The sequence below is a fragment of the Enterococcus thailandicus genome, assembly GCF_001886265.1.
Lineage (GTDB): Bacteria > Bacillota > Bacilli > Lactobacillales > Enterococcaceae > Enterococcus_B > Enterococcus_B thailandicus.
Genome location: NZ_JXLE01000006.1, coordinates 104,377 through 121,329 on the forward strand (window position 1 = coordinate 104,377; position 16,953 = coordinate 121,329).

The 16,953-nt window shown below is 37.2% G+C and carries 13 protein-coding genes; 1 reads left to right on the top strand and 12 read right to left on the bottom strand.

The features are described 5' to 3' along the window. Positions 1-8: 8 nt before the first annotated feature. The 12 genes from smc to RV17_RS05920 all read right to left on the bottom strand — a co-directional run bounded on the left by smc (position 9) and on the right by RV17_RS05920 (position 16,214). Positions 9-3,587, bottom strand: coding sequence for a chromosome segregation protein SMC (smc, locus tag RV17_RS05865; protein ID WP_071868754.1), 3,579 nt, complete (start codon positions 3,585-3,587; stop codon positions 9-11). A 16-nt stretch (positions 3,588-3,603) separates the two neighbouring features. Beyond that, positions 3,604-4,296, bottom strand: coding sequence for a ribonuclease III (gene rnc, locus RV17_RS05870; protein ID WP_067483701.1), 693 nt, complete (start codon positions 4,294-4,296; stop codon positions 3,604-3,606). 301 nt (positions 4,297-4,597) lie between these two features. Continuing rightward, positions 4,598-6,376: an oligopeptide ABC transporter substrate-binding protein gene (locus RV17_RS05875; RefSeq protein ID WP_067483487.1), complete on the bottom strand. Its 1,779-nt coding sequence runs from the start codon at positions 6,374-6,376 to the stop codon at positions 4,598-4,600. A gap of 23 nt (positions 6,377-6,399) precedes the next feature. Beyond that, positions 6,400-7,314: an ABC transporter permease gene (locus RV17_RS05880; RefSeq protein ID WP_067483489.1), complete on the bottom strand. Its 915-nt coding sequence runs from the start codon at positions 7,312-7,314 to the stop codon at positions 6,400-6,402. Positions 7,315-7,343: 29 nt separating this feature from the next. Then, positions 7,344-8,306, bottom strand: coding sequence for an oligopeptide ABC transporter permease (opp4B, locus tag RV17_RS05885; RefSeq protein WP_067483491.1), 963 nt, complete (start codon positions 8,304-8,306; stop codon positions 7,344-7,346). After that, entirely contained in the window at positions 8,306-9,250 is a 945-nt protein-coding gene (locus tag RV17_RS05890; protein WP_067483493.1) for an ABC transporter ATP-binding protein, read from the bottom strand. The genes opp4B and RV17_RS05890 overlap by 1 nt, the downstream gene beginning before the upstream one ends. Next, a complete protein-coding gene (locus tag RV17_RS05895; RefSeq protein WP_067483495.1) occupies positions 9,251-10,255 on the bottom strand; it encodes an ABC transporter ATP-binding protein in 1,005 nt (334 codons plus the stop codon). 301 nt (positions 10,256-10,556) lie between these two features. Then, positions 10,557-10,799: an acyl carrier protein gene (gene acpP, locus RV17_RS05900; RefSeq protein ID WP_067483497.1), complete on the bottom strand. Its 243-nt coding sequence runs from the start codon at positions 10,797-10,799 to the stop codon at positions 10,557-10,559. Positions 10,800-10,921: 122 nt separating this feature from the next. Beyond that, positions 10,922-11,923 carry a phosphate acyltransferase PlsX gene (gene plsX / locus RV17_RS05905; protein ID WP_067483499.1) on the bottom strand — a complete coding sequence of 334 codons (1,002 nt, stop codon included), beginning with the start codon at positions 11,921-11,923 and terminating at the stop codon, positions 10,922-10,924. A gap of 47 nt (positions 11,924-11,970) precedes the next feature. Continuing rightward, positions 11,971-14,004: an ATP-dependent DNA helicase RecG gene (recG, locus tag RV17_RS05910; RefSeq protein ID WP_071868755.1), complete on the bottom strand. Its 2,034-nt coding sequence runs from the start codon at positions 14,002-14,004 to the stop codon at positions 11,971-11,973. 116 nt (positions 14,005-14,120) lie between these two features. Further along, positions 14,121-15,800, bottom strand: coding sequence for a DAK2 domain-containing protein (locus tag RV17_RS05915; RefSeq protein ID WP_067483503.1), 1,680 nt, complete (start codon positions 15,798-15,800; stop codon positions 14,121-14,123). Positions 15,801-15,851: 51 nt separating this feature from the next. Beyond that, positions 15,852-16,214 carry an Asp23/Gls24 family envelope stress response protein gene (locus RV17_RS05920; RefSeq protein WP_067483505.1) on the bottom strand — a complete coding sequence of 121 codons (363 nt, stop codon included), beginning with the start codon at positions 16,212-16,214 and terminating at the stop codon, positions 15,852-15,854. 272 nt (positions 16,215-16,486) lie between these two features. Here RV17_RS05920 and rpmB point away from each other — a divergent pair, with 272 nt between their 5' ends. Continuing rightward, a complete protein-coding gene (gene rpmB / locus RV17_RS05925) occupies positions 16,487-16,675 on the top strand; it encodes a 50S ribosomal protein L28 (RefSeq protein ID WP_067483507.1) in 189 nt (62 codons plus the stop codon). Positions 16,676-16,953: the final 278 nt, after the last annotated feature.

The window sequence follows — 16,953 nt, forward strand, 5'->3', positions numbered from 1 at the left end:
TTTACTTCCTACTCTTTCACAACAAGATTCTCATCTTCTTTAAGATCTTCCATACGGACAGAAACGATTTTTGAAACACCTGATTCTTGCATCGTTACGCCATACAAAACATTCGCAGCTTCCATTGTTCCTTTACGGTGGGTGACCACAATAAATTGGGTATCATTTTGGAAATTACGCAAATAGTTCCCAAAACGTGTCACGTTTGCCTCATCTAAAGCTGCTTCTACTTCATCAAGAATACAAAACGGTACCGGACGCACACGAATGATTGAAAATAGCAAAGCAATTGCCGTCAATGCGCGCTCTCCACCAGAAAGTAGACTTAGACTTTGTAGTTTTTTACCTGGAGGTTGAACTTCGATTTCAATTCCTGTTTTTAATAAATCAGTGGGATCAGTCAAGACAAGTTCTGCTCGTCCACCGCCAAACATATTCGGAAAGACCACTTTGAATTCTTTGCGGATTGCTTCAAAAACTTCTTTGAAACGAGTGCGAACTTCATCATCCATTTCATCCATTGTATCAAATAACTGATTTTTCGCAGAAAGCAAATCATCTCTTTGAGTAGATAAAAAGGTATAACGTTCATTCACTTGTTCATATTGCTCAATGGCATTCAAGTTAACTGGTCCTAGTGCTTCAATACTTCGTTTCAATGTCGCTACTTTTTCTTTGCTACCGGAAACATCTACTGTTGGTTGATAATCAATCACAGCTTTCTCAAAAGTCATTTGATATTCTGTTTCTAAATACGTAACGTGCTGATCTAGTAGCATCTCTGCACGATCTTTTTTCACTTCAAGTTTTGATTGCTCAGTCAAGCGAACTTTGTGTTCTTGGTTTTGTTGTGCCAATACTTCTGCTAGCTGGTCAATTTCTTTTTGTGTTGTGTCACGGGTTGCTTTCACTTCCTGAAGTTCAGCTTGTAGCTGTTCACGTTGCACAGATAATTCACGAATTTTTTCGTCTAAGCTTTCTTCTGTCAACTCATGATCAGAAAAGTTTGCCGTTAACGCAGCTAGCTGTTGTTCTAAACTTGTCTGGCGTTCCATTGCCTCTGTTTTTTGGACACGTGCACCACGTAACTGGATCTGCAAGTGATTAAACTGTTCTTTTAATACGGCAAGATCCGCTTGTTCTTGCGCTTTTTGTCCTTGGATTTGCGCGCGACGAGCTTCCATTTGATCGCTTTCTTGACTTAAAGATTTGATTTCTTCGTCAATTTTCGTGCGTTGTTCTTCCAATTCTTGTTGCTTCGTTGCTAATTCTGTACGTTGTTTTTCATAAGTTTCGATAAATTGATTTAACTCACGTGTCTCAAAATTAGAAATCTGTTGTTCTTTTTCAAAACGTGTTAAATCATTTGAGATATTTTGAAGTTTATTTGCAACTTCTTGTTCTTCGAAACGCAACTGTTCCATAACACTTCGGGCAGCTTCGTATTCTTCACTAAGTGTCGTAACTTTTTCTTGTAAAGCTTGAACTTTCTTTTCTTGAACTTGTAGTTCTTGATTTGCTTGGTCAAACTCACTAGTCAATTGTTTCAATTCTTGATTTTGAGCGAATAAACTTCCTTGGTTTCCACGCTTATTGGCTCCGCCTGTCATTGAACCACCTGCGTTCATAACGTCTCCCTCTAAAGAAACCACACGATATTGATAATGAATCGTTTGTGCAATCGTATTAGCACTAGCTAGGTCTTTTGCTAAAAGGATCGTTCCCAATAAATTATTCACTACTGATTGGACTGCATCTGGGTAAGTCACTCGTTCACTTGCTACGCCTAAAAAGCCCTCGATAGTAGCTGCTTGTGCCGCAACATGAGCAGGTAATTGACGTGGTTTAATCGTTGTCAATGGTAAGAAAGTTGCACGTCCACCTTTTTGTTGCTTCAAATAAGTGATTGCTTGTCTTGCATCCACTTCATTTTCAACAATAATATGTTGTGCAGCTCCTCCTAATGCGGTTTCGATTGCTAAAGTGAAATCAGCTGGAACATCAATTAGTTCTGCGACTGCACCTACAACGCCAGATAATTGTTGCTTGTGTTGTAACACTAAACGTACACCTTGATAAAAGCCAAAATAGTTTTCTTGGATTTCTTGTAAACTCTTTTGTCGTGCACGTAATTGTTGCACCTGATTCATCAATTGATACATTTTTGGGTGTTCAGTATTCAACTGTTCTTGGAATTTCTTTCCTTCTGTCTGAATAGCTGTCACTTTTGTTTTTGTTTCTTCTGATGATTGAGTCAGTTTCGTTTGTTGCTCCACTAATTCTGCTTTTTTTGCCGACAATTCTGCAACAGTTGCTTGAACTTCTGTTTGCTTTGCCAATGTTTGTTGGCTCTTTGCTGTCTCTTGCTGATACTGACGTTCTAAGTATTTCAATTCATTTCCGACAGCTGCTTGTTCTTGCATTAAATCGACATATTGATCGCGTAATTCGGCTAATAATTCTTTTGTCGATTTTTGATATTTTTCAAGTTCCTGTTGGGTTACCATCAATTGTGCTTCTGCTTGCTGGATTTCCGCTTCTTTTTTATCAACATCTTTTGTTAAACTAGCTTGTTGTTTTTCAAAGTGTTGAACTTTTTTCTGTGCTTCCGCTAAAGATGCTTGATATTCTTGTGTACTTTGTTTGGTATGCTTTGAGCGTTCCAGTAAAACATCTTTTTGTCCTTCTGTTTGCTTTAGGCTTTCTGACAAAGCAAGTAATTTTTGCTGATTCTTTTCAATCAAACGATCAGCTTGCGCATTTTGTTTACGCCAAGTTGCCAGAGTTGATTCACGCACTTGGATTTGCTCGGTTACGGTCGCTAACTCTTGATTAAATTGCTTTAGTTCAGCTTCTCGTTGGGTCCACTCAGTTCTTGCCGCTTTGATTTCTGCAATCATTAGAGCAATATCTGTTTCGGTCAATTCTTCTTTTAAGCGTAAAAACTCCTTTGCTGCCTTACTTTGAGTAGCTAAAGGAGTTAGCTGTTCTTCTAATTCATAGATAATATCTTGAACTCGGCTAAGGTTATCTTCTGTTTCAAAAAGCTTTTGTTCTGCTTTTTTCTTACGTTGTTTATACTTTAAAACACCCGCTGCTTCTTCAAAGATTCCACGACGATCTTCTGGTTTGCTACTAAAAATCGCTTCAACTTTTCCCTGTGAGATAATTGAAAAAGATTCTTTTCCTAAGCCAGAATCTAAAAACAACTCTTGGATATCTTTCAACCGACAAGATTGTTTATTGATAAAAAAATCGCTTTCTCCTGTTCGACGGTAGCGACGTGTCACACTTATTTCATTGTATTCCAATGGTAGATAATGGTCTTCATTATCTAAAATGACCGTTACTTCTGCTACGTTTAGTTGTTTACGAGAATCTGAACCTGCAAAAATAATATCTGGCATTTTTCCACCACGTAAACTTTTTGCTGATTGTTCACCTAAGACCCAGCGAATGGCTTCCGTGATGTTACTTTTTCCGCTACCATTGGGGCCAACAACTGCTGTGACACTGTTTTCGAAGTCAATCACTGTTTTATCAGCGAATGACTTGAATCCAGCGATTTCAATTCGTTTCAAATACACGAAAGCTTTCCCTCACTTACTCTTCCAAGGCTGCTAATGCATTTTCAGCGGCAGCTTGTTCTGCTAATTTTTTTGATTTTCCTTGGCCCGTACCAATCAATTGATCATCAACATAGACTTCAATCCAAAAAATACGTTCATGGGCTGGTCCTTCTTCTTTAATCAAGCGATATTCAATAAAAACATCCCCTGATTTTTGCAAGACTTCTTGCAATTTGGTTTTGTGATCCATCTCATGTGAAAAAGCACCTGCTTTGACTTTTGGGAAGATAACTTGCTTGATGAATGCATGCGCTACTTCGAAGCCTTGGTCCAAATATAAAGCACCTAGAAAAGCTTCAAATAGGTCACATAATAACGCAGGACGTGTTCGTCCACCAGAGTTTTCTTCACCTTTACCTAACATGACGTGTTGATCAAAATGACATTCTTTTGCGAATTTTGATAAACTGTCTTCACGAACGATTGCTGCACGCATTTTTGTTAATTTTCCTTCTGGTAAATCGGGATACAAGCGATACAAATACTGAGAAACCATTAATTCTAACACTGCATCTCCCAAAAATTCTAAACGTTCATTGTCTGATAGGTGTAGATTGCGATGCTCATTCACATAGGATGAATGGGTAAAAGCTTGTTCAAGTAAATTTAGATCGTGAAAAACGATTGTATATTTTTCTTTAAGTTCTTTTGTCAGCTGATTGTCCATTTTCCACATTCCTTTTATAGGATATTTTTCATACTTCCTTATTATACTGGTTTTTTGATAATTTTGAAATGTTTGACTAAAAAGTAAGAAAGCTTTAAGAAAAAGGCTGTCGTTCAAAACGGGTTGCTTTACTAATTGGGATTTTTTAGAAAAGGTTGCTTAAATTTTTGAACAGCTTTGTTCTAATCTGTCACTCTTTTTTCCTTTTAGTATCCAACAAAAAAATAAGGTCAACCAGCAAGTGATTGACCTTATTCATTGTAAAATTATAAACGAAAATAGTTTCTGTTAAAAATTTTGATTAGCGTGAAGCATCTGTTACAGAAACTTCTGCCCAAGGATTACGTTCGTCGTATGCCCAGTTCCAGTCTTTTACGCGATCATTCACAGGTAAGACTTCATTACGGAATAATGTTGGAATTGCAAAAGCTTCTTTAAACGCATATTCTTGCCATTTTTGGTATGCTTCTTTTTGGAAATCTGCATCAAACGCATCACTTGAATTGATTGCATCAATTAATTTTGTGTTTTCTTCAGATTCGTAACGAGTGTAGTTGAATGCTGCATTTGGTCCCCATAGTCCACTTGGATTTGGATCAGTTCCTGTATTCCAAGCTGCTTGATAAACATCAATTTCAGGATCATCATTTTTTAGTTTGTCATAGAATGAGTTAAACTCAATTAGACGTCCAGTTGTGTATTCAACATTTAAACCAATTTGTTTCCATTGTTGTACATAGTAATCAGCTAATGGTTGTGCTGTTTCGCCACCTGACATTGAAGCAAATTTGATTGTGAATTCTTTGCCATCTTTGTCTTCGCGAATACCATCGCCATCAACATCTTTGAATCCTGCGTCATCTAATAATTTGTTTGCTTTATCAATATCTTGTGTATAACCTTTTAGTTTAGAATCATGGTAAGATTCGAACACTGGAGGAATCAATGACGTTGCGTTGCTTCTTAAACCAGCGTAGAATTTGCTACCAACAGAGTCATTATCTAAAGCGTAACCCATCGCTTGACGTAATGATTTGTCAGCCATTTTTGAATTAGGATCGTATTCAACTGTGCTTTCTTCGTTGTTCCATTTACCTAATTTAAATCCAAGGTAAGTGTATGAAGTTTGTTCACGCCCTAAGTTTGTATAGCCTTCAATATCTTTATATGTTTCGTAAGTATCTGTTGGCATTTGGAAAATCATGTCATACAACTTAGAGTTCAATGCTTCTGTTGCACTAGCTGTTTGCACTGACTTCATTGTGATTTTTTTCAATTTTGGTTTGCCATTCCAATAGTACTCATTTGGCAAGTATTCTACTGATTCACCAGCAACAATATTACTCATGTAATAAGGACCAAAAGTTACAGGGTGTTTACGAACTTGATCACTTGATTCCATGTCTTTGATTGCTACGCCTTCAAGTGTATGTTTTGGAGCAGCATATGAGTAAACACCACCGCCGGCTTGTAACATACTTGGCTCAACTTTTTTATATTCAATTTCAACTGTTTTGTCATCTACTTTTTTGATTCCAGAAATCGTATCTGCTTTGCCATCATGATATTCTTCCATACCAATTACATTACGGAAAGTATCGTCATAACGAATACCTGTATAGTCTTTGTGACCAATGATTTCGTAAGAGAAAATTACGTCATCCGCCGTAACGTCCACTCCGTCAGACCACTTCACATTGTCTTTCAGTTTGATTGTCGCAACTTTTTTATCTTGGTCTAAGTCTAAAGTAGCTGCTCCATCATCAGTGATTTTGAAATCTGTATCATTTGAGAATAATGCTTCATGTGATGGTGCCATGAATGCCGCATCAAACGCATCTTGATAGAATTCCCATTGGAACAACCCAGCGAATTGACTATCTGTTGCAACTGCGGCTTCTAATTCACCATCTTCAATTGCATCTTTATCATTTTTTGTTGCAAGTGGGAATGATAAAGCTTGGCTATCCCCTTTATCTCCTGAAGCATTTCCAGAAGAATCAGTACCGCTGCCGCCGCCACAAGCTGCTAGTGTTACGACAGATAACAATGTTACTACTCCAAAAATCGTTTTCTTCATTCCTATATCCCCCTTATTTCGTTCTATCCTAAACGTTGACGCGCATCAGCAGAACGCTTAAATGCTTGACCAACATAGTTTATACACAACATCAAAACTAGAATTAGCATTGACGCGGGTAACCAGATCCATTGACGATTTACTAACACTTCACCACTACTTGCGTAACCAATTAAAGTTCCTAAACTTGGTACATTCGTAGGTAATCCAAATCCTAAGAAAGTCAAAGTAGTTTCAATTCCAATATTTGCTGCAAAGTTCATCGTTAAGTTGGTAATAATCAATGAACTTAAATTGGGCATAATTTCACGGAACATGATTTTAAAATCACTTGTTCCCATTGTTTTCGATGCACTGACGTAATCACGTCTTGCTTCTGATAATGTTTTACTTCTAAAGAGTCGCGCTTTCGCTACCCAGTAGAATGCACTCATGATAAAAATGAATGACCAAACATTGTATTTAGGAATAATTGAAACAAATACGATAATAATCAGCATAATTGGTAAAATCATGACGAAATCAACGATTCGCATCAATATATTATCAATCATTCCACCGTAATACCCAGAAATGATTCCTAATCCTACCCCGATGATCGAAGTAATGATCGTAATCGCAAAACCAATTAAAACAGAGTTTCTAGCACCAATCACTAATTGACCGAATACATCTCGGCCACCTTCATCTGCGCCAAGCAAGAACTTATGACCTTGAGTAGAAATCGCTCCAGGTTCAGCGTATTTATCAAAAATACTTACATACATTACTTTATCTTGATCTGTTAAAATAGCGCCAATAAAGACAAACAATAATAAAAGAACTAACAAGCCCAATGAAAACATGGCTATTTTGTCTTTTTTAAATTCACGTGCAATCATGCGCAGGCCCATTGGTGGGACACTTTCTTGCGCTACGACATCTTTCTTTTCACTCATTTGACTCATCCTCCTTTTTTGATTGATTTTTATTGGATTCTAATACGTGGATCAACAATACTCATGATAATATCTGAAAGCAAGGTCCCCACTAATGTTGCAATCCCTAAAATCAATACTAAAGAAGTAATAACAGCATAATCACGTTGGCCAATAGCATCAATAAATAACTTACCAACACCTGGATAACCAAAAATCTTCTCGATAACCACTGAACCAGCAATCAACGAAGTAATTTCGTACCCCATCTGTGACGCCATTGGTAAAGCAGCATTTCTAAAGATATGACGACTGAAGACTTTCTTAGTTGGTACACCTTTCGAACGTGCTGTTCTTACAAAGTCTAATGATTTTGAATCAATTACTTCACTTCGAAGATACTGAATCGTAACCGCCGTAGCCAAAAATGCTTGCGTGATTGATGGTAATAAAATATATTTCATTCGATCGGCAAACTGAGCAAAGAATCCGCCACTTAGTCCTAAAGTCTGTGAACCACTTGTTGGGAACCAACCTAGACGGTAACCAAAAATGAATAACATGATTAGACCGAAAATAAACAATGGTACAGCAAAGCTGAAGAAGTTATAGATAACTACGACTTTGTCTAAAATCGAATTTTGGTAACGACCTGCTAACATTCCTAACGGTACAGCAATCAAATACGTTAAAATAACTGTCAAAATAGATAAGTACAACGTATTGACGATACGCTCACCAATCAAGTCAGCAACTGAACGTTTGTATAAGAAACTTTGACCAAAATCTCCATGCAATGCGTTTCCAATCCAACGGAAATATTGTTCGTACCACGGATCATTTAGTCCAGCAGCTTGTCGCATTTGCTCAATCACAGCTGGATCTTGGTTTGGATTGATTAATCCAGTAAATGGATCACCTGGCATCGCTTTTGCCAACATGAAAATTAAAACACTAAGAATAATAACTTGAGGAATCATCAATAACACACGACGTAGGATTGTTTTCCACATTAGCTAGCACCTCCATCTTTTAACGCTACTTTATGAGTAGTTGATAATGCACGCAAATCGTACACCCGACCAGTTGAATCGTAATAATCTTTTTGACTATTGATGTATTCTTGTTCAACTCTTCGGCGATTCTCTTTATGCAATTCGCGATTCTCAACATCGATTCGAGGAATTGCAGACAGTAAACGTTTTGTATAGATGTGACGTGGGTCATTGTAGATATCTTCCCTTGTTCCGATTTCAACGAAACGGCCTTTATACATGATAGCGATATTATCACACATGTGTTTAACAACACCTAAGTCATGAGAAATAAATAGATAACTAAGTCCAAATTCTTGTTGGATTCGTTTCATAAAGTTCAAAACTTGCGCTTGTACAGATAAATCAAGCGCTGAAACTGGTTCATCCGCTACAATCAATTTTGGATTTGTTGCTACGGCACGAGCAACACCTAAACGTTGACGCTGACCACCAGAAAACTCATGTGGATATTTGTATAACGCATCCTCTGGCATCCCAACAATGTCAAGTAAACTTTTTACTTTTTTCTTTTCTTCTTGATCACTTAAACGTTCAAAATTACGAATTGGTTCCGCAATAATATCTAATACCCGCTTTTTAGGGTTTAAGCTAGACATTGAATCTTGGAAAATCATTTGAACATCTTTGTTGTATTCGATTTTCTTGCGATTACTACGTTTTGTTACATCTGTTCCTTGATAAATGATTTGACCATCCGTCACTTTTTCTAGCCCAACAATCGCCTTACCCGTCGTTGATTTTCCTGAACCAGATTCTCCAACTAAACCATACGTCTTTCCTTTTTCAATAACGAAGTCGACGCCATCTACAGCATAAACATAATCATTTACTCGATTGAAAAAACCGCTGCGAATCGGATAGTGAACTTTTAAATCATTAATTGTGATTAATTCTGTCATCTACACCTCTCCTTTTTCGTCTCTAAAATGAAAATGCTTATAGCATGAGCAACGAACGAGATGGTTCGGTGCTACTTCATGAAGAATTGGGTCTTTCTCATGATCACTTTCTGGAATCCATGGAATCCGTGGAGCGAAACGACAACCCCGACGTGGCATATTTTTCAATGAAGGAACAACTCCTTCAATCACATGTAGTTCTTCTTCATGTTGTCCTTCTTGAGGAATTGAATTCAATAATGAACGTGTATATGGATGTTTTGGATTTTCAAACAATTCTTCAACTTCAGCAACCTCAACGAATTGTCCACCGTACATAACAGCTACGCGATCTGCCATTTCAGCCACAACACCTAAGTCATGGGTAATCAAAATAATTCCTGTTTTTGTTTCTTCTTGTAAGTCTTTTAATAAATCAAGAATCTGTGCTTGAATTGTCACGTCTAACGCTGTTGTTGGTTCATCAGCAATGACAATTGGCGGTTTACATGCAATCGCAATCGCAATAATTACACGTTGACGCATCCCACCAGATAATTCATGAGGATATTGACGTCCCACTCGAGTCGGATTAGGAATCCCCACTTGGTCTAACAATTCAAGTGCTCTTGCTTGACGCTCTTCTGCATTCATCTTTGTATGATAAGAAAGACCTTCTTTAATTTGGTCTTCAATTCTCATTAGAGGATTCAACGCTGACAATGGGTCTTGGAAAATCATTCCAATATCATTTCCACGAATCTTGTTATAAAGTGTTTCATTCAAATCAATTAGATTTAAATCATTATATAAAATTTCTCCTGTAATCTTGGTATTGTTAGGATCCAACAGCCCCATAATAGTAGTGGCTAATGTACTTTTTCCGCAACCAGATTCTCCAACGATTGCTAAGATTTCGTTTTTATCTAAAGTAAAAGAAACGTCGTCTACTGCATCGTAAAATTCATCTTTGATACGGAAGCCTGTGTGTAGGTTCTGAACATCTAATAATTGATTATCCGACAATCGAATACCCCTCTCTGCTCCCTAGATGGAAGTTTTTCATTAATAAAATAATACTCACACAGAATAAAATCATTTAAACCAATCCTATTCTTAACGAAGTATAATATTTTCTTAATAATTATATAGAAAACCGTTTTACTTTGCAAGCACAATTGAAATTGTTGCCTGAATTGTCTGAAAACTAAATCTACTACAACCGCTACCATTTGCATTAGATTAAAAAAGGTGCTTTTAAAATAAAAGAAAAAGACCTGAAAATCAACGAAGATTTTTAGGTCTTTTGGTTATACGTGGGTTTAACTTATTTTAGATGTTCTGAGATATAATTTACTGCGCCGCCCACCGTTTCAATTTGTTCTGCGTCTTCATCCGAAATTTCTGTTCCAAATTCGTCTTCAAGCTCCAAAACAAATTCCATGATACTAATTGAGTCAGCTTTCAAATCATCCTTGATATTCAAGTCATCTGTAACTTTATCTGTATCCATTTCAAAGTGGTTTGAAATAATTTTCGCTACTTTATTAAATATTTCTTCACGAGTCAATGTTTTCACCTCCAACAATCGAGACAACTGCCTTAACCAAGGCTAATTTTACTGACATTTTTTGAAAATGTCTACCTTTTTTTCATTATCTCATATTTCACATCGTTTACATTAAATGATAATTAATCTGCAGAGCTTTCAAATTGCTCAACTAACTGTCCAACAACGTTTGTTTCTAACATTGTATGGATTTGACGAATCGTATAACGAACGGCGTCTGGTCCAGTTGCGCCATGTGTTTTGATCACAGGAGCTTTTAATCCAAATAAAACCGCACCGCCATGTTTTGAATAATCCATCTCAGATTTTAATGAACGTAACCCATCTTTTAATAATAAAGCGCCCATCTTTCCTTTAATTCCTTCATTCAAAATTGCAGATTTCAATAAATCCATCATATTTAATGCTGTTCCCTCAATTGATTTCAAAACAGCATTTCCAGTAAAACCATCTGTCACAACCACATCAGCAACACCATTCAACAATTCACGTGCTTCTACATTTCCAATGAAGTTCAAGCTTGTTTCATTTTGCAATAACTCATAAGCACGTTTCGTTAACTCACTACCTTTTGTCGCTTCTGTTCCATTATTCAATAAGGCTACGCGAGGACGTCCGATTCCACGAACTTTTCGTGCGTAAAATGAACCTAAAATTCCATACTGGAGTAAGTGTTCTGGTTTATTTTCAGCATTCGCACCTAAGTCTAACATATCAAAGCCAGCATTTTCTTTTCCAATGACTGGTAAGGTTGACATCAAGCCAGGACGTTCAACATTTTTGATTCGGCCAACGATAAATAAACCAGCGGCAAGTAGCGCACCCGTATTTCCTGCTGAAAAAACCGCATCTGCTTCGCCATTTTTAACAGCTTGTGCAGCAAGAACCATTGAGGCCGTTTTTTTACGACGGATTGCTTTCACTGGCTCGTCATCACTACTAATTTTTTCATCTGTATGAATAATTGTAATATTTTTTTCATTTGTTAAATATTTTTTGATTTCTGACTCTTTCCCATACAATAAAAATTCAACTTCTGGGAAATCTTGTTGAGCTAAAGCAACACCTTCCACAATTGCTTGTGGTGCATGATCACCGCCCATTGCATCTACCGCAATTCTCATTGTCTTCACTCCTCTTTCGTTCATCATTTCAAAGTATAGCACATCCGCTAATCAAAATAACGATTGTCTTGACTTTCTAATTGTAAGCTTTGGACTAATACTCGATATTCTGGCAAAATTTGCCAATTAGCCTTCTGCCAAATTTGTGTGGCTTCATCTCGAGCTACTTCTAAAATATTTCCGTCTGCTACCAAGTCTGCAATTGCAAATTGTGGTAACCCAGATTGACGGAAACCAAAAACTTCACCTGGTCCTCGTAATTCTAAATCTTTTTCACTTAAAACAAAACCATTATTCGTTTCCGTCATAATTTTCATCCGTTCCACACCCATTTCGTTTTTCGGGTTAGCAACTAAAATACAAAATGAAGCGTCACTTCCACGACCAACTCGACCACGCAACTGATGCAGCTGTGCCAAACCAAAACGATCTGCATCCATGATTAGCATAACCGTTGCATTTGGAACATTCACCCCAACCTCGATTACTGTGGTAGAAACCAAAATTTGTGTTTGATTTTCTTTAAAGTCTTCCATGATTCTTTCTTTTTCTTGATTCTTCATTTTTCCATGTAATAAACCTACTTCGTACTCTGGCGCGAATAAATCACTGAGTTTTTCATAAATTTCTACAGCATTTTTAACATCTAGTGCTTCGGATTCTTCAATCAACGGACAGATTACATACATTTGATGTCCTTTGCCTAACTCTTTTCTGGTCCACTCTAAGACACTATCTAATTGCGGCGTACGAATCCATCTAGTTTCAATCGGTATTCGCCCTGCAGGAAGTTCATCAATAATGGATACATCCATTTCACCATAAGCAGTAATAGCAAGCGTTCTCGGAATCGGTGTCGCTGTCATAAATAAAACATCTGGTCGCCATCCTTTTTCTCGTAAAACCTTTCGTTGGTTAACACCGAAACGATGTTGTTCATCCGTGATAACTAGTCCAAGGTTCTTAAATTCTACACCTTCTTGAATCAATGCATGGGTACCAATCACCACATCTATTTTGCCACTTTCCAAACGCTCTAATAGTTCACGTCTTTCTTTTGCTTTTGTTGAACCCGTTAACAGGGCAACAGAAAGCTTATCTGAAAACAATTGTACAAAACTTTCCATGTGCTGCTGGGCTAAAATTTCAGTTGGAACCATCAGCGCACCTTGGAACCCTGCTGTAACAGCTGCGTAAAATGCAATTGCTGCTACCACTGTTTTTCCGCTACCAACATCCCCTTGCAAGAGACGTTGCATATGTTGAGGACTCCGTAAGTCACGACAAATTTCATTTGTTACTCGTTTTTGAGCATCAGTTAATTCAAATGGCAAACTTTGAGTGAATTCTTTGAGCTTTTGAACATCATATAAAACTTCGATTCCATTTTTTTCAGATTTTTCTGCATGTTTAAGTCCTTGCAGCTGCATCTGGAACAAGAAAAATTCTTCAAAAACAACTCGGCGCTTGGCTTGATGATTTTCTTCATGATTCTTGGGAAAGTGCATGCTTCTAACTGCCGTTTGACGATCAAGCAAACGATACTTCTCCACTAATGTATACGGAAGATTTTCCTCAACTAAGTCACCATACTCGTCGAACCCTTTTTTGATCAAATCAACCAACGTTGTTTGTCTGATTGACTTATTGACATGGTAAATTGGTGAAAAATCATCTAACGTCTGCGAGCCAAGAACTTTCATCCCGCTTAGTGCTTTTCTTTTTGAATCCCATTTACCATACACTGCAATTTCTTCAGACAAAATAATTTTATCTTTAAGATAAGGCTGGTTAAAAAAAGAAACATTAAAAACAGCATGATCTTGCATCATTCGAAACTGCAATCGACTTTTTTTGTATCCAAAGCGACTCAATACGGGTGGTGAAACAACCAATCCTTTTAACGTCACTTTTTCTTGATCTTGGATTTCTGTTAAATTTCTTTCTTGTATATCTTCATAACGAAAAGGATAGTACGTCAGCAAATCTTCAATTGTATGTATACCTAAACTAGCTAGACTCTCTGCTCTTTTTTGTCCTACACCAGCTAGCACAGTAACTGGATCCGTTAACGCTCGCATCGACTTCACTCCTTTCTTAACAAAAAAAGGACTTTGGTTTTCGATCAAAGTTAATCGAAAACCGAGGTCCTTCATACTTTCTGCACCATGAAATGATGGCTTTGTGACAAACTTTCCTATTCAGCAGAAAACAGATAAGGATAGACTGGTTGGTCTCCTTGGTGAATCTCGATTTCTAAATCAGGATATTTTTCTGTTAGCGTTGCTGCCAACTCCTCTGCCTGTGCGACTGTACCGCCTTCACCAGCAAGGATTGTCACAATTTCAGTATCTTCATTAATCATTTGTTTTAAAGTGGTTAAAGAAGTATCCACAATATCAGGATTTGAAATAACGATTTTTCCATCAATCATTCCTAAAAAGTCGCCTTCGACAATCTCTACTCCATCAATTGAAGTATTTCTGATAGCATGTGTTACTTGACCACTTATGACACTACTTAATACATCAGTCATCGTTGCTTTGTTTTCCTCTAATGAAACTTGATCGTTGAATGATAACATCGCTGTCAAGCCTTGAGAGATTGTCCGTGACGGAACAACTGCTACAGGAATTTCGGCAACTTCAGCTGCTTGATCTGCAGCCATGAAAATATTTTTGTTATTTGGTAAAACAATTACTTGATCAGCATTAACATCTTTAATTGCTTTCAAAATATCTTCTGTACTTGGATTCATTGTTTGCCCACCGCTAATCACATAGTTGGCACCTAGACTTTCAAAAAGTTCTTGGATTCCTTGGCCTGCTGCAATAGCTACCACGCCATAAGGAACACGTACTTTTTCTTCTGTAAATTCTTGGACATCTTCATCATGTTCTAAAATTGTTTCGTGTTGTAGACGCATGTTATCCACTTTTACTTTAATCAATGAACCGAATTTTTGACCATAATTCATTACTTCACCTGGATGTTCTGTATGAACGTGCACTTTGATGATTTCATCATCATTTACAACTAATAATGAATCACCAAGTCCGTCCAAGTAGTTACGGAAGCCTTCATAATCAAACTGGCTATCAACAGTTGGACCTTCGCCAATTTTAACCATGATTTCTGTACAATAACCAAAATGGATATCTTCCGTTGCCAATTGTCCTTGTACACTACGGTGATGTTCTGCATTAACCATTTCATCCATTTCTGCAGGAGATGGTTCATAGATGTCATCGACTTGGAATTCACCATTTAATGCACTCAAGAAACCTTCATATACAAATAACAAACCCTGACCGCCACTATCTACTACTCCAACTTCTTTTAATACAGGTAATAAATCAGGTGTTTTCGCTAATGCGCGTTTTCCACCTTTAACAACAGCAGTCATTACTTCGATTACGTCATCCGTAGATTTTGCTTTCTTTTCACCTGCTTTGGCTGCTTCTCTGGCAACAGTTAAAATCGTTCCTTCAACTGGTTTCATTACTGCTTTATAAGCAGTTTCGACCCCATGTGTGAAAGCTGCTGCTAAGTTTGTTGCATTCAATGTTTCTACTTCTGGGATTTGTTTTGAAAACCCACGAAATAGTTGAGACAAAATAACTCCTGAGTTTCCTCGAGCTCCCATAAGAAGTCCTTTAGAAAGCACAGCGGCTAATTCGCCAACTTTTTCAGAAGTTGAGTCGACTACGGCTTTTGCGCCACTAGTCATTGATAAGTTCATATTTGTTCCAGTATCTCCATCTGGTACTGGAAAGACATTTAATGAATTGACATATTCTGCATTTGCTTGCAGACGATTCGCACCGGCCTGAACCATTTCTTGGAACTGGCTTGCACTGATTTCTGTTACACTCACCTGGATAATCCTCCTTCAGATCGACTGCTGAGTTACTAGCAAGTCTCCTGCCTAGTCTGGCAGTACACGAACACCTTGTACAAAGACATTAACTGAATTGGCTGTTACACCTAATAATGCCTCTAAGTTGTATTTTACTTTTTCCTGAACATTACGTGAAACCTCAGAAATTTTTGTTCCATAACTAATAATTGTATATACATCAACTGCAATACCATTTTCTTCTTGACGAACAACTACTCCACGAGAATAGTTTTCTTTGCGCAAAATCTCAGTAATATTATCTTTAATTTGATTTTTGCTGGCCATACCAACAACACCAAAAACGTCCGTTGCAGCGCCACCAACAACTGTTGCAATCACATCATTGGTAATTTCAATGGTTCCAGCTGAAGTTTGAATTTTTACAGCCATGAATAAGCCTCCTTAACGGGCACAAATAGCCCATTTTTCTTCTATAATATTTTATCATAGCATAACGTGAAATAAAAGGCAGTTACTTTCAAAGTACCTTAAAACCCTCAAAATGTTTATTAGCAACCCTGTATAATTTACAATTATTATGCGGAAATGTCAATTATAACTCGATAAATATGCTTGCAAATTGCCTTCTTATATGATAAGTTAGTTTGGTATGAGCTTAATTATTCTATTGCTCCAATATCAAGGCAAAGGAGGAAATTTACATGGCTAAAGTTTGTTACTTTACAGGTCGCAAGACTTCAAGTGGAAACAACCGTTCACACGCTATGAACTCAACAAAACGTACTGTTAAACCTAACTTACAAAAAGTTCGCGTTATGATCGACGGTAAACCTAAAAAAGTTTGGGTGTCAACTCGTGCTTTGAAATCAGGAAAAGTTGAACGCGTTTAATTGAATCAGGACTGCGAACCGTTCATCGTATGAACGGTTTTTTTCTTGGATTTATGTCCAAGATTATTATTGATTCCTCAAAAAAGAAGTTGTGCTTTAAGCACAACTTCTTAAACCGTTCTTACATATATGATTCAGCTAAAAAGTAGAAAATTTATTTTTCGTCTTTTGGTTAATCGACCTGATATCATTCAGCTAAAACACATTTTTCCAAAAGAAAAAGAACTTAGAGCAATTATCCATTGAGATAGCTGTTCTAAGTTCTTTTTTATGTGCCA